Annotated in this window: 15 protein-coding genes and 1 pseudogene; 2 read left to right on the top strand and 14 right to left on the bottom strand. The window is 69.5% G+C overall.

Annotated elements, in window-relative coordinates:
* Window positions 1-15: 15 nt before the first annotated feature.
* From nbrcactino_RS07405 to rpmE, 14 genes are all read right to left on the bottom strand, one after another.
* Window positions 16-396, bottom strand: a complete 381-nt coding sequence (locus nbrcactino_RS07405; protein ID WP_161926775.1) for a F0F1 ATP synthase subunit epsilon — start codon at window positions 394-396, stop codon at window positions 16-18.
* Window positions 397-405: 9 nt separating this feature from the next.
* Window positions 406-1,857: a F0F1 ATP synthase subunit beta gene (atpD, locus tag nbrcactino_RS07400; RefSeq protein ID WP_161926774.1), complete on the bottom strand. Its 1,452-nt coding sequence runs from the start codon at window positions 1,855-1,857 to the stop codon at window positions 406-408.
* 50 nt (window positions 1,858-1,907) lie between these two features.
* Window positions 1,908-2,858 carry a F0F1 ATP synthase subunit gamma gene (locus nbrcactino_RS07395; protein ID WP_161926773.1) on the bottom strand — a complete coding sequence of 317 codons (951 nt, stop codon included), beginning with the start codon at window positions 2,856-2,858 and terminating at the stop codon, window positions 1,908-1,910.
* 3 nt (window positions 2,859-2,861) lie between these two features.
* A complete protein-coding gene (gene atpA, locus nbrcactino_RS07390; RefSeq protein WP_161926772.1) occupies window positions 2,862-4,499 on the bottom strand; it encodes a F0F1 ATP synthase subunit alpha in 1,638 nt (545 codons plus the stop codon).
* A 67-nt stretch (window positions 4,500-4,566) separates the two neighbouring features.
* A complete protein-coding gene (locus tag nbrcactino_RS07385) occupies window positions 4,567-5,376 on the bottom strand; it encodes a F0F1 ATP synthase subunit delta (RefSeq protein ID WP_161926771.1) in 810 nt (269 codons plus the stop codon).
* Between the two features lie 34 nt (window positions 5,377-5,410).
* A complete protein-coding gene (locus nbrcactino_RS07380) occupies window positions 5,411-5,959 on the bottom strand; it encodes a F0F1 ATP synthase subunit B (protein WP_161926770.1) in 549 nt (182 codons plus the stop codon).
* 13 nt (window positions 5,960-5,972) lie between these two features.
* The gene (locus nbrcactino_RS07375; RefSeq protein WP_161926769.1) at window positions 5,973-6,218 is read right to left on the bottom strand and encodes an ATP synthase F0 subunit C; all 246 of its coding nucleotides are present in this window, start codon (window positions 6,216-6,218) and stop codon (window positions 5,973-5,975) included.
* A gap of 78 nt (window positions 6,219-6,296) precedes the next feature.
* Window positions 6,297-7,082, bottom strand: a complete 786-nt coding sequence (gene atpB, locus nbrcactino_RS07370; protein ID WP_228460725.1) for a F0F1 ATP synthase subunit A — start codon at window positions 7,080-7,082, stop codon at window positions 6,297-6,299.
* 257 nt (window positions 7,083-7,339) lie between these two features.
* Window positions 7,340-7,789: a Cg1360 family ATP-synthase-associated protein gene (locus nbrcactino_RS07365; protein ID WP_161926768.1), complete on the bottom strand. Its 450-nt coding sequence runs from the start codon at window positions 7,787-7,789 to the stop codon at window positions 7,340-7,342.
* Between the two features lie 22 nt (window positions 7,790-7,811).
* Window positions 7,812-8,999 carry a glycosyltransferase family 4 protein gene (locus nbrcactino_RS07360; protein WP_161926767.1) on the bottom strand — a complete coding sequence of 396 codons (1,188 nt, stop codon included), beginning with the start codon at window positions 8,997-8,999 and terminating at the stop codon, window positions 7,812-7,814.
* Window positions 9,000-9,024: 25 nt separating this feature from the next.
* A complete protein-coding gene (locus tag nbrcactino_RS07355; RefSeq protein WP_161926766.1) occupies window positions 9,025-9,684 on the bottom strand; it encodes an L-threonylcarbamoyladenylate synthase in 660 nt (219 codons plus the stop codon).
* A gap of 23 nt (window positions 9,685-9,707) precedes the next feature.
* On the bottom strand, window positions 9,708-10,661 hold the full coding sequence (locus tag nbrcactino_RS07350; protein ID WP_161926765.1) for a N5-glutamine methyltransferase family protein: 954 nt from the start codon (window positions 10,659-10,661) through the stop codon (window positions 9,708-9,710).
* A gap of 12 nt (window positions 10,662-10,673) precedes the next feature.
* A complete protein-coding gene (gene prfA, locus nbrcactino_RS07345) occupies window positions 10,674-11,750 on the bottom strand; it encodes a peptide chain release factor 1 (RefSeq protein WP_161926764.1) in 1,077 nt (358 codons plus the stop codon).
* 90 nt (window positions 11,751-11,840) lie between these two features.
* Entirely contained in the window at window positions 11,841-12,071 is a 231-nt protein-coding gene (rpmE, locus tag nbrcactino_RS07340) for a 50S ribosomal protein L31 (RefSeq protein WP_161926763.1), read from the bottom strand.
* 240 nt (window positions 12,072-12,311) lie between these two features.
* Here rpmE and nbrcactino_RS07335 point away from each other — a divergent pair, with 240 nt between their 5' ends.
* Both nbrcactino_RS07335 and nbrcactino_RS07330 read left to right on the top strand, forming a co-directional pair.
* Window positions 12,312-14,057, top strand: a complete 1,746-nt coding sequence (locus nbrcactino_RS07335; RefSeq protein WP_161926762.1) for a sulfite reductase subunit alpha — start codon at window positions 12,312-12,314, stop codon at window positions 14,055-14,057.
* A gap of 153 nt (window positions 14,058-14,210) precedes the next feature.
* Window positions 14,211-18,825, top strand: a pseudogene (locus nbrcactino_RS07330) (glutamate synthase-related protein).

Below are 18,825 nucleotides of genomic sequence, written 5' to 3'. Positions count from 1 at the left end.
GGGCGACGATCACGACTACCGGGCCAGCGCGGCGGCCGCGGCAAGGCGGGACTTGGCGAGCTGATGCTCGGCCGTTCCCGCTTCGGCCGCTTCGAGGGCCGCCGTCTCGGCCGCGACGTCGACCGACTCGGCCCACTCCGCGGTCTCGGCCAGAATGGTCACGACGTCGGCGGAAATCGACAGGAACCCGCCGGTGACCGCGGCCACGCGACGATCGCCGCCGACCTCGGTCACTGCGATGTAGCCGCCGTCGGTCAGCTGGCCGAGCAGCGGCGCGTGGCCGGCCAGGATGCCGATCTCACCATCGGTGGTCTGCGCGACGAGCATGGTCGCCTCACCGGAGTAGAGGCGCTCGTCGGCCGAGACGACCTCGACCTGGAAGCTCTTGTCCGCCATGGCCGACCGCTACTTCCCGGCGAGCTTGGCGGCTGCGGCCTCGACGTCGTCGAGTCCACCACAGCTGTTGAACGCCTGCTCGGGCAGGTGGTCGAACTCGCCCTTGCAGACCCGGTCGAAGGCGTCGATGGTGTCGGCCAGCGGCACGACCGATCCGACCTGGCCCGTGAACTTCTCGGCGACGAGGAAGTTCTGGCCGAGGAAGCGCTGCAGGCGGCGGGCGCGGGCAACGGTGACCTTGTCCTCTTCGGAAAGCTCGTCCATACCGAGGATGGCGATGATGTCCTGCAGTTCCTTGTACTTCTGCAGGATGCGCTTGACCTCGTTGGCGACGCGGAAGTGCTCCTCACCGACGATCGAGGCCTCCAGGATGCGGGAGGTCGAGGTCAGCGGGTCCACCGCCGGGTAGATACCCAGCTGCGAGATCGGGCGGGAAAGCTCGGTCGTCGCGTCCAGGTGGGCGAAGGTGGTCGCCGGAGCCGGGTCGGTGTAGTCGTCGGCGGGGACGTAGATCGCCTGCAGCGAGGTGATCGAGCGGCCCTTCGTCGAGGTGATGCGCTCCTGGAGCACACCCATCTCGTCTGCCAGGGTCGGCTGGTAGCCCACCGCGGACGGCATGCGGCCGAGCAGGGTCGACACCTCCGAACCGGCCTGGGTGAAGCGGAAGATGTTGTCGATGAACAGCAGCACGTCCTGGTGCTGCACGTCGCGGAAGTACTCGGCCATGGTCAGGGCCGAGAGGGCGACGCGCATACGCGTCCCCGGCGGCTCGTCCATCTGGCCGAACACGAGGGCGGTGTCCTGGAGGACGCCCATCTCCTCCATCTCGAGCTTCAGGTCGGTGCCCTCACGGGTGCGCTCGCCGACGCCGGCGAACACCGAGGTACCGGAGAACTCGCGGGCAATACGGGTGATCATCTCCTGGATGAGCACCGTCTTGCCCACACCGGCACCGCCGAAGAGGCCGATCTTTCCGCCCTTGACGTACGGGGTCAGCAGGTCGATGACCTTGATACCGGTCTCGAGGATCTCGGTCTTGCCCTCGAGCTGGTCGAAGGCCGGGGGCTTGCGGTGGATGCCCCACTGCTCGCCGTCGCGGCCGGTGCCCGGCGCGTCCAGGCAGTCGCCCAGCGCGTTGAACACGTGGCCCTTGACGACGTCGCCGACGGGAACCGAGATCGGCTTGCCGGTGTCGGTCACCGCGGCACCGCGGACCAGGCCGTCGGTCGGCTGCATGGAGACCGCGCGCACGACGTTGTCGCCGAGGTGCTGGGCGACCTCGAGGGTCAGGGTCTTGGCCACTGCCTCGAGGGTGATCTCACAGTGGAGGGCGTTGAACAGGTCTGGGATCGCTCCGCGGGGGAACTCCACGTCGACGACGGGGCCGATGACGCGTGCGACGCGGCCCACTCCGGCGGCCGACGAAGCGCCCGCGTTGTCTGCGGTTACTGCTGCGGTCATGGTTGTTTCTCTTTCCTCGGTAGTCGTGGGGCCCTGGGTGAACGTCGGGCTCAGTGGGCCAGCGCTTCGACGCCGCCGACGATCTCGCTGATTTCCTGCGTGATCTGTGCCTGGCGGGCCTGGTTGGCCTGGCGGGACAGGGTCTTCTCGAGCTCGGTCGCGTTGTCCGTCGCCGCCTTCATGGCGGTGCGGCGCGCGGCGTTCTCCGACGCGGCGGAGTCGAGCAGTGCGGCGAAGATGCGCGACGCGACGTAGCGCGGCAACAGCGCGTCGAGCAGCTCCTTGGCCTCGGGCTCGAACTCGATCTCGGCACTCACCTCGGCACCGGTGTCGGTGTCGAGCATGTCCTCGCCGATGTTGAACTGCTCGATCTCGAACTCGACGTCGATCGGCGCCATCCGGCGCACGACCGGCTTCTGCGTCAGCATCGACACGAACCGCGTGTAGACGACGTGCAGCTCGTCACAGCCGACGATCTCCTCGCCGTCGAGCTCCACGGTTCCGTCGGAACCGGCCAGGAACGCGTCCACCAGGTGCTTGATCGCACCGTTGATGTCGGCGAACACCGGCTGCTGGGAGAACCCGGTCCAGCTCGCCGCGACCGGACGGTCGCGGAAGGTGTAGTAACCCACACCCTTGCGCCCCATCACGTAGACGACCGGCTCCTTGCCCTCCGAACGCAGCAGCGCGATCAGCTCTTCGGTCTCGCGCAGCACGTTGGAGTTGTAGCCGCCGCACTGGCCGCTGTCAGAGGTGACGACCAGGATCGCCGCCCGGCGCGGGTTCTCCCGCTCGGTCAGCAGCGGGGAGTCCAGCGAGACCGACGCACTGGCCAGCGTGGTGACCACCTTGGTGATCTCCTGCGCGTACGGCCGCGCCGCGGCCACCCGGGCTTGCGCCTTGGTGATCCGCGAGGTCGCGATCAGTTCCTGCGCCTTGGTGATCTTCTTGGTCGACTGGATCGACCGGATCCGCCCGCGCAGCTCCCGAATGGTTGCCATTGCCTACTTCTTCTTCTTGGTCACCCGGAGGGTCTCGGACTCGACCTCGTCGGCGTCGAGGGCCGCTGCCTCCGGTTCGTTGACGACGCGGCTGCCGTCGCTGGCGACGAAGCCTTCCTTGAAGTTGTTCGTCGCGGTGGTCAGGGCCGCGATGTCCTCGTCGCTGAGCGCACCGCCGCCGGCGATGTTGCTGTAGACGCCGGCCGCACTGTGGCGCAGGTCGGCCAGCAGCTCGGACTCGAAGCGGCGCACGTCGTCGACCGGGACCGAGTCCATGAAGCCCTCACCACAGAGGTAGATCGAGACGATCTGGTCCTCGACGGAGACCGGGCTGTACTGGTCCTGCTTGAGCAGCTCGACCCAGCGGGCACCGCGCTCGAGCTGTGCCTTCGACGCGGCGTCGAGGTCGGAGGCGAAGGCCGAGAAGGCCTCCAGCTCGCGGAACTGGGCCAGCTCCAGACGCAGCGAACCGGACACCTTCTTCAGGCCCTTGGTCTGCGCGGCACCACCGACGCGCGACACCGAGATGCCGACGTTGATGGCCGGGCGGACACCCTTGTTGAAGAGGTCCGACTCGAGGAAGACCTGGCCGTCGGTGATCGAGATGACGTTGGTCGGGATGAACGCCGAGACGTCGTTGGCCTTGGTCTCGATGATCGGCAGGCCGGTCATCGAACCGCCGCCCATCTCGTCGGACAGCTTGGCGCAACGCTCCAGCAGGCGCGAGTGCAGGTAGAAGACGTCGCCGGGGTAAGCCTCGCGGCCCGGCGGGCGGCGCAGCAGCAGCGAGATCGCACGGTAGGCCTCGGCCTGCTTCGACAGGTCGTCGAACACGATCAGGACGTGCTTGCCGGCGTACATCCAGTGCTGGCCGATGGCCGAGCCGGTGTAGGGCGCGAGCCACTTGAAGCCGGCCGAGTCCGACGCGGGGGCGGCGACGATGGTGGTGTACTCCATCGCGCCGGCCTCTTCGAGCGCCGTCTTGACGCCGGCGATGGTCGAGCCCTTCTGGCCGATGGCGACGTAGATGCAGCGAACCTGCTTGTCCGGGTCGCCGCTCTTCCAGTTGTCCTTCTGGTTCAGGATGGCGTCGATGCAGACCGCGGTCTTGCCGGTCTTGCGGTCGCCGATGATCAGCTGGCGCTGGCCGCGGCCGATGGCGGTCATCGCGTCGATGGCCTTGATACCGGTGGCGAGGCTCTCCTCGACCGGCTGGCGCTCGAGCACCGTCGCCGCCTGCAGCTCCAGCACGCGGTCGGCCTCGGCCTCGATCGGGCCCAAGCCGTCGATCGGGGCGCCCAGCGGGTCGACCACGCGGCCGAGGAAGTTGTCGCCGACCGGCACCGACAGCACGTTGCCGGTCCGCTTGACCTCTTGGCCCTCTTCGATGTTCTCGTAGTCACCGAGGATGACCGCGCCGACTGCGTCGAGGTCGAGGTTCAGCGCGACGCCGCGGATTCCGCCGGGGAACTCCAGCAGCTCGTTCGCCATGGCGCCGGGCAGGCCACTGACGTGGGCGATGCCGTCGCCGGTGTCCACGACCGTGCCCACCTCTTCACGGGTGGCCGATGCGTCCACCTCCTTGGTGTACGTGCTCAGCGCGCTCCGAATCTCATCGGAGGAGATGGTCAACTCCGCCATGTGCTTACTCTTCCTGGCTCTGGTGATCGGGTCTCGATCAAGGTTTCGTGTGGGGTTGTTGGTTGGGCTACCGCAGGCCGCGGCGCACCGCAGCGAACTTGCCGGCGACGCTTCCGTCGATCTGCTCGTTGCCGACGCGGACCACGACACCACCGAGGAGGGCGGGATCGACGTCGACATGGAGGGTGACCGGCGAGCCGAGGTCGGCCTCGAGTTCGCTGGCCAACCGCTGCCGCTGGGCGTCGGTCAATGCCTCGGCGGCGCGGACGTGCGCCACCCGTCGGCCGCTGATGGCCGCCGCGGTGTCGGCCAGTGCCGCAAGGGCGTCGGCCGGCTGGAGCGACGAGCGCTCGATCGCGTCGAGCGCCAGCTTCTCGGTCACCGGGTTCACCTTGCCCGCGATGAGCGAGCGCAGGAGGCCGACGCGGTCGGCCACCGGGCGGGCCCGGTCCGACAGCGCCTGCTCGAGGGCGGCGTCACTGGCGATGATCCGGCCGAGGCGGAATAGCTCGTCCTCGACCGTATCGCCGGTACCCGCCGCCGACGCCGAGCGCAGCAGCGCCTCGACCCCGAGGTCGTGCAGGCCCGAGGCCAGGTCGGTCGAAGTAGACCACTGTCCGCCGACGGCTGCCCCGACCACCTCACCGGTGGCGTCGGCAACCTTGCCGCTCAGTACGCCGCGGGCGACCGCGGTGCGCTCAGCGGGCGGGACGGCGGCCTCGGTCAGGGTGCTCAGCAACTCCCGGTTCTCACCGAGGAGCCGTGAGACCTCGAGCAGTTCGTCGCCGACGGTGGCGGCGGCGGCTGCGGATCCGGTCGCCGGTTCCAGCACTGAGCGCGCCCCGGCAAGGGCCTCGCGTGACGATGCTGCGTACATCTACCTCTTCGTTCCTGTCTCGTTGCCCACCGCGCTATTTCGCGGTGTCGATCTCGGCGAGGAAGCGGTCGACGGTGGCCGACTGCTTGGCGGAATCGCCCAGCGACTCCCCGACCAACTTCTCGGCCAGGTCGATCGACATCTTCCCGATGTCGCCGCGGAGCTCCGACACCACCTGCTGGCGGCTGGCCTCCAGCTGCTGGTTGCCGGCCGCGACGATGCGGTCGCTCTCGGCCTGCGCGGTGGCGGTGGCATCGGCGACGATCTGCTGGCCCTGGGTACGGGCCTCGTCGCGGATGGCTGCCGCCTCCTCGCGGGCACCGGCCAGCTTCTCGCGATAGGTCGCGAGTTCGGCATTCGCCTGTGCCTGTGCCTGCTCGGCCCGCTCGATGCCGCCCTCGATCGCGTCCCGGCGCTCGTCGAGCACCTTCTGGTAGCGAGGGATCACGAACTTCCAGAACACGAAGAAGACGACGGCGAACGCGACCAGCGACCAGACGATGTCGTACGTGTGCGGCAGAAGCGGGTTGTGCTTCTCCCCACCCTCTGCAACGAGCAGCGTCAGTTCGGTTGCGTTGATCATGTCGATTCTCAGATCAGAAAATGAAGCCGGCGACGATACCGATCAGCGCCAGTGCCTCAGACAGTGCGATACCGAGGAACATGGTGGTGCGGATCTGGCCGGACAGCTCGGGCTGACGGGCAATACCCTCGATGGCCTTGCCGGCCACGATACCGACACCGATACCGGGGCCGATGGCGGCGAGGCCGTAGCCGATGGCACCGAAGCCGGTCCCCTTGATCTCGTTGGCGTCGGCCAGGGTCTGGGCGATGTAGCTCATCTTGCTATTCCCTTTCTAAATGGCTCCCCATCCGGGCGGATGAGTAGTCAGGTTTGTTGTGGTTGTCGGGTCGGGTGGTCAGTGCGCGTCGGCGTGGATCGACTGGTCGATGTAGACCGCGGTCAACAGCGCGAAGATGTAGGCCTGCAGGGCGATCACCAACAGTTCGAAGAAGGTGAAGGCGACACCGACCAGCAGCGCGGGCAGTCCGAAGACCGCCATCCAGTTCTTCGCCTCGAAGAAGAAGAACTGCGTGGCCGAGAAGAACAGGACCAGCATGATGTGGCCGGCCAGCATGTTGGCCATGAGACGAACGGTGAGCGTGAACGGCCGCAGCAGGAAGGTCGAGATGAACTCGATCGGGATCAGCAGGAAGTGGATCGGCAGCGGCACACCCGGCAGGACCGTGGACGCCTTGAGGAAGCCGAAGAAGCCGAACTTGCGGAAACCGACCCACAGGTAGGTCACGTACGCGGCCGCGGCCATCACCATCGGGAACCCGATGCGGGCGTTGGACGAGATGTTCAAGAACGGGATGACCGAGGTCAGGTTCAAGAAGATGGTCGCGAAGAAGATGGTCGCGATGATCGTCAGATACTTGCGCCCGTTCTCCTTGCCCAGGATCTCCTCGGCGATCTGGACGCGGACGAAGTCGAGCATGCTCTCGGCGACGTTCTGGATACCGCGCGGGATGAGCTTGGGGCTGCGCATGGCGACGATGAAGAAGAGCGACACGAGCAGGACCACGCCGAGCCGGATGAGCATGAGGCGGTCGAGCGCGAACGGCGTGCCCTCGAACAGGACTTGCGGGGGAAAGAAGTCGTCCAGCGTGGGCGGTTTGAATTCTCCACTGGAATCGGCCAAGAAGACGTTGATCAGCGTTCTCTCCCGTGGTCGGGCCCGTCGGCCGCGCAAGCGACTCGGGTTCGATCGGACAATCCCGCGGCTGCGGGACACAAGCAGGCCTGGCGCTTCGGTCCGGCGAACCGGGTCCGTGGCGCAACCATGTCCTGTTTGGTGTGATCAGAACTTTATCAAGTCCCGTTCACGTGCGTGTTCACCGGGGTCGGATTGCACGCATCCCGCCACACTACGACACAGCGTAGTAGCAGGTCGGGGGCCTAATGACCCTTCGACACCTCGTCGATATAGGGCACCCGCGTGCGCAGGACGCCGTAAAACTCGGCGCCGAGCACGATCACGATCGCGCCGATCAGCATGCTGACGAGCGCGCCCTTGTCGTAGAACGTCATGTTCCGCAGGATGGCCATGACCACGATGACGGCCACCATCTTCAGAAACCACGACCCCATGATGATGTACAGCGACGTCGTCGGCGGCAGTTTCGCCGTCCCGAGCACGACGAGGATGGTCACCAGGATGAACCCGCCACCCACGCCGGCGCCGATCAGCACCCCCCACAGTCCGGGGGTGTGCGCAATCGGCACCCAGACCGCCAGGCCGATCACGAACAGGGCGACCAGGCCGAGCGCCCCGTAACGCAGGCCCGCCTTCAGCGCGCCGAGCGGATCGGTGGTGGCGCGGACGATGTCCGGGGTGTCATCAGCCATGCAGCACAGGCTAGCGCCCCGGTCAGGGCGCCTTCGGCGCGGGTGTGCCCCGCACCGTGGCAATGATCCGCGGCAGGAAGGTGAACACGAGCGCGACGAGGAGTCCGGTGGCGAAGATCGGTCCGACGACCCGCAGCGGGACGACGGTGCTCGCGGACACCGACAGCGCCAACACGCCGACCCACAGGTAGATCAGCAGGGCCACGCGCGATTGCGAGTGTCCGAGTTCGAGGAGTCGGTGGTGCAGGTGCATCTTGTCCGGCGTGTAGAAGCCGACCCCGGCCCGGGTCCGGCGCACCACCGCCATCAGCATGTCCAGCATCGGGATGAACATGATCGCGGCGACCAGGATCAACGGGGACAACAGGGTGAAGACGTCGGCGGCGCCGTAGGCGTTCGGCGCCCGACGGCCGGTCGCGCTGGTCGAGGCGGCCGCCAGCATCAACCCGATGAGCATGGCGCCCGAGTCCCCCATGAAGATCCGGGCCGGGCTGAAGTTGTGCGGCAGGAAGCCCAGGCAGGCCCCGGCCAAGGCGACGGTGATCAGCGCCGGCGGGTAGGAACTCGAGTCGCCCCCGAGGTCGCGCAGCTGGCCGAGGGAGAACAGGCAGATCGCCAACGCGGCGATCAGGCCCAACCCGGCGGCCAGGCCGTCGAGGCCGTCGACGAAGTTGATGGCGTTGATGGTGGCCACGGTGATCACCACGGTGAGCAGCCCGGCCTGGAGCGGGTCGAGCGTCAGCGTCCCGATGTTGCCGAACGGGATGTAGATGACCGTCCAGCTGACGCCCATGATGACCAACACCCCGGCCGCGGTCACCTGGCCGAGGAACTTGGTCAGCGCATCCAGGCCCCACCGGTCGTCGATGACGCCGACCAGCACGATCACCAGTCCGGAGACGATTACCGCCATCATGTCCGGCGTGTAGGCGAATCCCCGGTTCAGCGCGGGCAGCTGCGCGGCAAAGGCGATCGCGGCCACCGCCCCGAGGAACATTCCGACGCCGCCCAACCGGGGCGTCGGGATGACGTGCACGTCACGGGCCCGCGGCACCGCCACCGCGCCCGCCCGGATGGCGAACACCCGGACCAGCGAGGTCAGCATGAAGGTCACCGCGGCGGCCGTCGCCCCCACCAGGACGAGTTCGCGCAGCGGCACCCCGGCCCCCGAGGAACTGATCCCCGAGGTCACCGCGACCAGCTCGTTCACCGGCGCGCACCCTCGTGCGCCGCGCTCACGACACGCCCCGCAGTTCGGCGACGTCGACGTCGAGGACCTCGGAGATCCGCTCCGCGCTGATCGCGCCCTCGCGCAGGATCAGCGGTACCTCGCGGGTCACGTCGACGATCGTCGAGGCCACCGCGGCGGCCGACGGACCGCCGTCGAGGTAGACCGAGACCGAGTCGCCGAGTTGGTCGCGCGCCTGCCCCACCGTCGTCGCGGGCGGCTGGCCCGAGACGTTGGCGCTCGACACCGCCATCGGCCCCACCTCGCGCAGCAGCTCGATGGCCACCGGGTGCAACGGCATCCGGAGCATCACCGTGCCGTCGGTGTCCCCCAGGTCCCACGCCAACGACGGGGCCTGCTGGACCACCAACGAGAGGCCACCGGGCCAGAACGCCCGGGTCAGTTCGCGTGCGGCGAGCGGCACCGACAGGACCAGCCCGTCGATGGTGTGCCAGGAGCCGACGAGGACGGGCACCGGCATGTCCCGACCACGCCCCTTGGCGGCCAGCAGGTCGGCCACCGCATCGCCGTCGAAGGCGTCGCAGCCGATCCCGTAGAGGGTGTCCGTCGGAAGCACGACCAGGCGCGACGACCGCGCTGCGGCGACCGCCGCCGAGATGCCCGCCGACCGGGTCTGCGGGTCCGTGCAGTCGTAGACAGTGCTCACCGTTTCATCCTTGCACAGTGCACTCAGCACTCCCCCGAACCCGCGCGGTGGTCGGTGCTCCCCGGTGCCCGCGCGGTCGCGAAGCGGGGACGTCCGGCGAGATCGGCGGTCGCGCGCACATCGTCGAAGCCGGCCGCCGCCAAAGCCCGCGCCACCGCGGGGCCGGTGGAATCGTCGTGCTCGATGCCGACCGGCGCACCGGCCGCGGCGAGATCGCGGATCGACGCCAGCATCGGGACGATCACCGCCATCCCGTCGTCGCCGCCGAACACCGCCTCGGGCGGGTCGGCCCGCACCTCCGGCGAGACCGGCGTGGGTGCATCACCGACACGGAGCGGGACGTAGGGCGGATTGCTGACGATGAGGTCCAGCGGCGCGTCCACCGGCCAGCCCACCGGACCGGCCTGGGCCACGACCGCCTCGCGCAGGGCCGCCGGTTCGGTGACGTCGGCGGCCACCACGGCCACCCGGCGGGCGACTGCCAGCGGCTGGGCGGCGATGTTGCGCCGCAACCAGGTGCGCGCCGACGCCGACAGTTCGACCGCGAGTACGCGGAGATCGGGCCGCGCGGCCGCCAGGCCGACGGCCAAGGCGCCCGAGCCCGAGCAGAGGTCGGCCACGAGTGCGCCCGGCGGTGCGCTCGCGACCGCCCACGCGAGGAGCAGTTCGGTCTCCGGCCGCGGCGTGAACACCCCCGGTCCGACGGCCAGCACCACCGTCGCGTCACCGGCGCCGAACTCGACGCGGCCCAGGATGTGCTGCAGCGGTTCGCGGGCGGCCCGCCGCGCCACCGCCGCCTCGAAGGCGGTCGCGGCGCGCGGATCCACCTCGTCGACGAGGATCAGGCGGCCGCGGGGGACCCTGAGCACATCGGCCAGGAGCCACTCCGCGTCGGCACGGGGCGAGTCGACACCGGCCGCGGCGAGCCGGGCGCAGGCATCGGCGAGGAGACCGCCGGGGGCGACGGGTCTAGTCACGCGGCGCCACCGTCACTCGGCGGCGAGCCGGGCCTGCTTGTCGGATTCGACGAGGGCGTCGAGCAACGCGTCCATGTCGCCGGCGAGGACCGAGTCGAGGTTGTTGGCCTTGTAGCCGATGCGGTGGTCGGCAATCCGGTTCTCCGGGAAGTTGTAGGTGCGGATCCGCTCGGAGCGGTCCACCGTGCGGATCTGCGCCGCGCGCCCCTCGGCGGCGGCCGCGGCCGCCTCCTCCTCGGCCTGCGCCTGCAACCGCGCCGCGAGGACCTGCATGGCCCGCGCCTTGTTCTGCAACTGCGACCGCTCGTTCTGACAGGTCACCACGATGCCGGTGGGCAGGTGGGTCAGGCGGACCGCCGAGTCGGTGGTGTTGACGCCCTGACCGCCCTTGCCGGAGCTGCGGTAGACGTCCACGCGCAGGTCGGAGTCGTCGATGACGACCTCGGCGACCTCGTCGGGTTCCGGGTACACCAGGACCCCGGCCGCGGAGGTGTGGATCCGACCCTGCGACTCGGTGACCGGGACCCGCTGCACGCGGTGCACGCCGCCCTCGAACTTCAACCGGGACCACACGCCGTCGCGGGTCGCCTGCGGGGCGCGGATCGACAGGGTCGCCTCCTTGTAGCCGCCGAGGTCGGACTCGGTGACGCCGAGCACCTGCGCCTTCCACCCGTGCCGCTCGCAGTATTTGAGGTACATCCGCACCAGGTCGGAGGCGAACAGCGCCGATTCCTCGCCACCGGCGCCGGGCCGCACCTCGAGCACCACGTCGTCACCGTCGTGCGGATCGCGCGGGGCGAGCAGGTCGGTGAGTGCGGCGTCGAGCGCGGCGACCTGCTCGGTCAGCGCCGGGATCTCCTCGGCGAAGCCGGGGTCGTCGGCGGCGAGCTCGGTGGCCGCGGCCAGGTCGTCGCGCGCCGCGGTCAGCTTGGTGTAGGTCGACATCACCGGGCCGAGTTCGGCGAAGCGCTTGGCGACGCGTCGGGCGTTGGCCGCGTCGTCGTGCAGCGCCGGGTCGGAGAGCTGCGTCTCCAACCCGGCGTATTCGGCCAGGATGTCGTCGATCGCCGACGGTTGCTCGGTGGCCATGGTTTCCTCTGCTTTCCCCTGGGTCGCTTTCTCTCGAGAACACAAACGGCGCCCAGGCGTGCTGATGCACGCCGGGCGCCGTCGGGGAAGCTAGCTGTCGGCGGTGGCCTTCTTCTCGCGCTTGCCGTACCGCTTCTCGAAGCGGGCGACGCGGCCGCCGGTGTCGAGGATCTTCTGCTTGCCCGTGTAGAACGGGTGGCACTGCGAGCAGACTTCGACGTTGATCCGTCCGTCACTGCGGGTGCTGCGGGTCTCGAACGTGTTGCCGCAACCGCACACGACGGTGGTGGCCACGTACTCCGGGTGGATGTCCTTCTTCATGGTGTCCCTTTCGTGGTCGCCGGGTCACCCGTGCGGAATGCCTCGGGTGTGAACCGGAACCGGACTTGATTCGACGATCCAGTATGCCACGCGGGGCCCGCAGGCCCGAAATCGCGATCACCGGTCGTCGTACCGGGGTAAACGGCCCGTATCCGGCGGGTATTCCCGCCGGATACATTGGAACCGCCGCAACCGCCGTTGCCGACGCTCCGCCCGCCGACCGAGAGGGATCGATCATCGATGGACCTGCTCGCCACTGCCCCGACTCCCGATGCACCGCTGACCGGTGAGCAGAAGGCCTGGTTGGCCGGCTATCTCGCGGGGCTCAAAGAGCGGCCGAATCTGGCCGCCCCCGGCGGGGGCGAACAACTGCTGGTCCTCTACGGCTCACAGTCGGGCAATGCCGAGTGGGTCGCGGTGCAGGCCCAGCGGCTGGCCGGCGCGCGCGGCCTGATCAGCCGCGTGGCCGACATGGACGAGGTCGGGATCGCCGACGTGGCGGCGGCGCGCAAGATCCTCATCGTCGTGTCGACCTACGGCGAGGGCGAGATGCCCGACGACGCGGCCGCACTGTGGCACGAGTTGGCCGACAGCGCCGCCCCGCGGCTCGAATCCACCGAGGTCGCGGTATGCGGCCTGGGCGACTCGAGCTATGACGGCTTCTGCCAGACGGCGATCAACATCGACACCCGGCTGGCCGAGCTGGGCGCCAGGCGGGTCGTCCCGCGCGCCGAGTGCGACGTCGACTTCCAGTCGACGATCGACACCTGGCTGCCGGCCGCCCTCGACGCCCTCGCCGGGATCGAGGCCCCGCCCGCAGCACCCGAACCGGCCCCGGCGCCCGAGCGCAAACCCGCCCGCAAACCGGCATGGGGCCGCCGCAACCCCTACTCGGCGACGATCGTCACCAATCGCACGCTCTCGGCCCCCGGCTCGGCCAAGGAGGTCCGCCACATCGAGATCGCCCTGGGCGACAGCGGCATCGCCTATGAACCGGGCGACGGCCTGTCGGTGGTGCCCTCCAACGACCCCGAACTGGTCGCTCGGATCCTCGAGCGCCTCGGCGCGACCGGCGACGAGCTGATCGTCGACCGGCGCAGCGAGCGGACCCTGCGGGAGTCTCTGACCCATCATTTCGAGATCTCGACCGCCTCGAAGTACCTCGTCGACTACGTCGCCTCGCGCAGCGGCGACGCCGAGCTGACCCACCTCGCCGAAACCGGCGACCGCGAAGCGCTCGAGGCGTGGCTGTGGGGGCGCGACGTCCTCGACGTGCTCAACGTCGACCCGTCGCTCACCATCACCGGCGAGGAGCTCCTCGGCGAACTGCGGCCGTTGGCGCCGCGCGCCTATTCGATCGCCTCGTCCCCGACGATCCACGGCGATTCCGTGCACATCACGATGGCCGTCGTGCGCTACCGCTCCTTCGACCGCGATCACGGCGGCTGCGCCTCCACCCACCTCGCCGACCGCCGCGCGGTGGGCGAGCAGATCGGGGTGTTCATCACCCCCAACCGGTCCTTCCGGCTCCCCGACGACGACGTGCCGGCCATCATGATCGGCCCGGGCACCGGCGTCGCCCCGTTCCGCTCCTTCCTCCACGAGCGCGCCGCCCGCGGCGCCACCGGGGACAACTGGCTGTTCTTCGGTGACCAGCGCCGCGAGTTCGACTTCGCCTACCGCGAGGAGCTCGAGGGCTTCGTCGACGACGGGCTGCTCACCCGCCTCGACACCGCCTTTTCCCGCGACCAGGAGCACAAGGACTACGTCCAGCACCGGATGGCCGAGAACGGCGCCGAGCTGTTCGCCTGGTTGCAGCGCGGCGCACGGGTGTACGTCTGCGGCGACGCGACGCGCATGGCCCACGATGTCGACGAGGCGCTGCACGAGATCATCGCCGAGCACGGCGGTTTCGACGCCGACGGGGCGGCGCACTACGTCGACGAGCTCCGCACCGCCAAGCGGTACCTGCGCGACGTCTACTGATCGGGCCCGTCACCGGCCCGTACGCGGGCAGAAGGCCCCGTAACAGGGTGCCCTATTTTTAGTTAGCTTTGGCTAAGCTATTGTTCTCTTCGGTGTCGCTTCACCGTCGCAGCGCCACCGGTTCTGGCATACCCAAACGAACCGGGAGTTTAGTTGCGACGCGAGCACAGTTCACAGGAACTGCTGTGGAACAGCACCGATGACAAGAGCAGTTGCGGGGTGGGGTTCATCACCCGCAAGGACGGGCAGGCACGCCACGAGGTGATCACCATGGCAAGGCAGGCGCTGTGCTCGGTGCCCCACCGCGGGGGGATCTCCGCGGAGGGCGTCGGCGACGGCGGCGGGGTCTCCGTCGACCTGTCGACGGCCTTCTTCGCCAAGGTCGCCGGCCGCGACCTGCGCGCCGGTGAGTTCTGCGTCGGCAACTTCTTCCTGCCGGAAACGCCCGAGGGGGCCGCCGCGGCGACCGATCTCATCGAGTCGACGATGACCGAGCGCGGCTTCTCCGTCCTCGCGGTGCGCGACGTGCCGGTCAACGACGCGGCCCTGCCGCCGGCCGCGGTCGCCCACCAGCTGCCGATCCGCCAGTGGGTGTTCGGCGCCCCCGAACGGGGTTCCCGGGCCGAACCGACCGACCTCGACCTGCTGGTCCAGCAGGCACTGCTGCACATCGAGGCGGTCGGATTCACCGAGCCCGCCCTGGCCGGGCTGTACCCGCTGTCCCTCTCGGCGCGCACGCAGGTCCTCAAGGGCCGACTGTCCTCGCCCGAGGTCATCGACTACTTCGCCGACCTGGCCGACCCGGACCACGCGGTGCACACCATCTATTTCCACACCCGCTTCTCCACCAACACCGACCCGCACCCGACGATGGCACAGCCGTTCCGCTACCTGGCCCACAACGGTGAGCTCAACACCGACCGGAAGAACCGCATCGCCCAGGTGACCGCGGCGGCCGCCGCGCGGCGCACGATTGTGCGGCCGCCCGGCCAGTCCGACAGTTCCCGCCTCGACCAGACCGTGGCCACCCGCGTCACCGAGGACCACGTCGACCTGGTCACCGCGATCGTCTCGATGATGCCGCCGGCGTGGGAGAACGACGCCACCCTCTCCCCGCAGGTCCGGGCCATGTTCGAGTACTTCTCGCTGTACGAGGAGAAGAACGACGGACCGGCCGCGGTGGTCTTCGGCAACGGTTCGGTCATCGGCGCCCGCCTGGACCGGCTGGGCCTGCGGCCGCTGCGCACGGTGGAGACCGACGACTACCTGTGCGCCTTCTCCGAGGCCGGCCAGATCGACTTCGCCCCCGACACCGTCCTCTCCCGCGGGCGCGTCCCGGCCGGCGGGATGATCTGTTACGACCACGACGAGCAGCGCGTGTACACGACCACCGAGGTCTACGAGAAGCTCGCCGCCACCGCCGACTTCCCGGCCCTGCTGCGCCGCGCCAAGGTCGACCTGGCCGATCTCGAGCAGGTCGACCCCGCCGAACCCGACGAGCACCTCACCGACCGGGCCGGACTCAGCGACCACCAACGGTTCCGCGCGTACTTCTTGGACCAGGAGAGCTTCCGGTTCTTCGTCGACCCGATGCTCGACAGCGGGACGGAGCTGGTGTCGGCGATGGGCTTCGGGTTGGCGATCAACGCGCTGACCAATGCCGAGCCGAGTGTCGCGCGCTACTTCTCCCAGCGGTTCGCCCAGGTCACCAACCCGCCGCTGGACAGCATCCGCGCGCTCGCCGACCGGCGGGGTCGGCCTGGGCCCGATCGCCGATTCGCTCGACAGCGCCCATGCCGCGGCCGTTGCCGCCCCGCTCGCCACCGACCGCGAACTCCCGCTGTTGGGGTTGTTCAAGGAGCGTTCGGAGGGGGCCGGCCATTCCTACGGCACCACCGCCGTCCGCCGCTGGGAGGAACTGAACGCCGAGGCGCCGGTCTACCCGGCCGGCGACCGGGTGTCCCCCACCGTCGAGCGGGCCGGGGCGACAGCCTCGCTGCCCCTGTTGACGCTGAGCGAACTGAAGAGCGCCTTCGGCCTAGACGCCCACGCGTACGACGACAGCGGATTCGACCGCCTGTCCGACGAGGCGATGGACGCCTTCACCGTGACCGAGGCCTACCGCGCGCTGTCGGCCGATCTGGCCCGGGCCCGGGAACGGCGTCCCAGCGCGCTGCGCGACGTCCTGGCCATCTCGCCGGCCGGCGACCCGGTCGACCTCGGCGCGGTCACCCCGGTGCACGATATCACCGCGACCTTCGCCTCCGGCGCGATGAGCCACGGGGCCCTGGTCGCCTCGGCCCACGAGGCGGTGGCCCACGGGACGAACATGGTCGGTGCCCTGTCCAACTCCGGCGAGGGTGGCGAGCACCTGTCCCGGTACGGCACGATCCGCGCCTCGCGGATCAAGCAGTTCGCCTCCGGGCGGTTCGGGATCTGGGCCGGTTACCTGGCCGATCCCGAGCTGCGCGAGCTGGAGATCAAGATCGGCCAGGGCGCCAAGCCGGGCGAGGGCGGCCAGTTGCCCGCCCCCAAGGTCACCGTGGAGATCGCCGCGGCCCGCGGCGGCACCCCTGGCGTCGAACTCATCTCCCCGCCGCCGCACCACGACACGTACTCGATCGAAGACTTGGCGCAGCTGATCCACGACTGCAAGGCGGCCCGCGTCCGGGTCATCGTCAAACTCGTCTCCTCCGAGGGCATCGGCACCATCGCCGTCGGCGTCGCCAAAGCCGGCGCCGACGTGATCAACGTCGCCGGCAACACCGGCGGCACCGGGGCCGCGGCGGTGACGAGCCTGCGCTACGCCGGCCGCGTCGCCGAGATCGGTCTGGCCGAGGTCCACCAGGCGCTGTGCGCCAACGGACTGCGCAGCAAGGTCGTGCTGCGGGTGTCCGGCGCCCACCAGACCGGTCGCGACGTGGTGGTGTCGGCGCTACTCGGCGCGGACAGTTTCGAGTTCGGCACGTCGGCGCTGATGTCCATCGGCTGCGTGATGGCCAAGAACTGCAACGTGCGCTGCCCGGCCGGGCTCACCACCAACCCCGAGCTGTTCGAGGGCGATCCGCGCGCGGTGGCGCAGTACCTGCTCAACGTGGCCGCCGAGGTGCGCGAAGTGCTCGCCGCCAACGGGTTGACCAGTTTGGCCCAGGCCCGTGGGCGCACGGATCTGCTCAGCGTCCTGGACCACCCGGCGATCGTCGGGCGGATCCGCCCCGACGCCCTGCTGGCGCGGATCGACGAGGTGGTCATCGCCGATCCGGTGTACCTCGAGCGCGATTACGCCGTCGACGACGAGCTGGTGGCCCAGGTGCGGGCCGCCCTGGTCGACGACCGCGCCGCGGTCGCCACCCCGGCGCCGGCCCGCCTCGACAACCGCAACAAGGGCGTCGGCGCACAGTTGGCCATCGACCTGGAACGGCTGCTCAACTGGGAGCTCGACGGTCCCGAGGCGGATGCGCTCGCCCCCGTCCTGCTCGACGACCGCGGCCGCCGCTATCTCGCGCCCGACTCGGTGCGGGTCGAGACCGACGGATCGGCCGGCCAGTCCTATGCCGCCTTCTGCAACGACGGGATGCGCCTGCGCCACCGCGGCACCTGCAACGACGGTGTCGGCAAGTCGATGTCGGGCGGCACCGTCGTGGTGTGCTCGCCGGGCGGCGGCTCGACCGACGTCGGCGGGAATGTCCTGATCGGCAACTTCGCCCTCTTCGGCGCGACCGGTGGCCGGCTGTTCGTGCAGGGCGAGGCCGGTGACCGGTTCGCCGTCCGCAACTCCGGTGCCACCGCCGTGGTCGAGGGCCTCGGCGAATACGGCTGCGAGTACATGACCAACGGCGCGGTGCTCAACCTCGGCGGCTACGGCAACGGCCTGGCCAACGGGATGAGCGGCGGCTTCCTCTACCAGTACGACCCGGCCGGGAAGGTCGGGCGCCGGGTCAGCGCCGACTCGGTCATCACCGGGTCCATCGCCGATGCCGACGACCCGTTCGCCGCGCTGCACCACGACGCGGTTCACCTGATGCTCACCTGGCACGCCGAGGCAACCGGGTCGGCGCTGGCGCAGCGGTTGCTGCGCGACTGGGAGACCGAGCGCGGGTCCTTCGTCTACGCGATGCCGCGGGCGCTGCTGGCCCACCAAGACTCGGCCACGATCATGGCGTCGCTGGACCGGCGCGGCCTGCTCGACGAGCTGTCCACGTCGATCGCGCTGGAACAGGTCCGCGGGCTCAAGCGGGCCACCCGCGAGGCCACCGCGGTCGCCGACGGGGTGGTCCCGGCGTTCGGGCACACCGACGACGAGTCGACATTCCGCCTGCTCAACGCGTTCACGCTGTTCGAACTGTCCCGCGAGGTCGCGGCGAACCGGTTGCGGAAGTCGCCGGACGTCGATACCGAGTCGATCGCCCGCGCCGCGCGCAACCTGGTCCTCACCGAGGACTTCGAACTGATCAACCGGGTCGCCAAGTACGCCCGGGACATCCTCGGCGACTACACCGCCGAACAGTTGGCCGCGCTGATCGGCGCCAAGCGGGTCAACGACTACAAGCAAGCGCTGGCCCTGCGCAACGTCCGCTCGATGGATGCCCCGGCCACGTATGGCTGGCTGCTGCTGCAGGACCGCCGCAACCGTGCGTTGCTCGGCGGGCTGCCCAGCTACGACGAACTGTTCGCCTCCCGGGCCGTCCCCCACGTCGCGCAGTCGCTGCGCACGGCGGGGATCACCCGGGAACTGTCCACCCCCGTCACGAGAACAAAGGCCGGTTGA

Source organism: Gordonia crocea (genome assembly GCF_009932435.1).
Classification (GTDB): domain Bacteria; phylum Actinomycetota; class Actinomycetes; order Mycobacteriales; family Mycobacteriaceae; genus Gordonia; species Gordonia crocea.
This window is presented reverse-complemented; position numbering and strand designations above follow the sequence as displayed.

Bases quoted from the DNA above. Each gene is read 5' to 3' on its own strand.
- nbrcactino_RS07335 (WP_161926762.1), top strand. From the start codon at position 12,312: ATGGACCTGCTCGCCACTGCCCCGACTCCCGATGCACCGCTGACCGGT.
- nbrcactino_RS07385 (WP_161926771.1), bottom strand. From the start codon at position 5,376: ATGTACGCAGCATCGTCACGCGAGGCCCTTGCCGGGGCGCGCTCAGTG.
- atpD (WP_161926774.1), bottom strand. From the start codon at position 1,857: ATGACCGCAGCAGTAACCGCAGACAACGCGGGCGCTTCGTCGGCCGCC.
- nbrcactino_RS07405 (WP_161926775.1), bottom strand. From the start codon at position 396: ATGGCGGACAAGAGCTTCCAGGTCGAGGTCGTCTCGGCCGACGAGCGC.
- nbrcactino_RS07375 (WP_161926769.1), bottom strand. From the start codon at position 6,218: ATGAGCTACATCGCCCAGACCCTGGCCGACGCCAACGAGATCAAGGGG.
- atpA (WP_161926772.1), bottom strand. From the start codon at position 4,499: ATGGCGGAGTTGACCATCTCCTCCGATGAGATTCGGAGCGCGCTGAGC.
- prfA (WP_161926764.1), bottom strand. From the start codon at position 11,750: ATGGCCACCGAGCAACCGTCGGCGATCGACGACATCCTGGCCGAATAC.
- nbrcactino_RS07365 (WP_161926768.1), bottom strand. From the start codon at position 7,789: ATGGCTGATGACACCCCGGACATCGTCCGCGCCACCACCGATCCGCTC.
- nbrcactino_RS07395 (WP_161926773.1), bottom strand. From the start codon at position 2,858: ATGGCAACCATTCGGGAGCTGCGCGGGCGGATCCGGTCGATCCAGTCG.
- nbrcactino_RS07380 (WP_161926770.1), bottom strand. From the start codon at position 5,959: ATGATCAACGCAACCGAACTGACGCTGCTCGTTGCAGAGGGTGGGGAG.
- rpmE (WP_161926763.1), bottom strand. From the start codon at position 12,071: ATGAAGAAGGACATCCACCCGGAGTACGTGGCCACCACCGTCGTGTGC.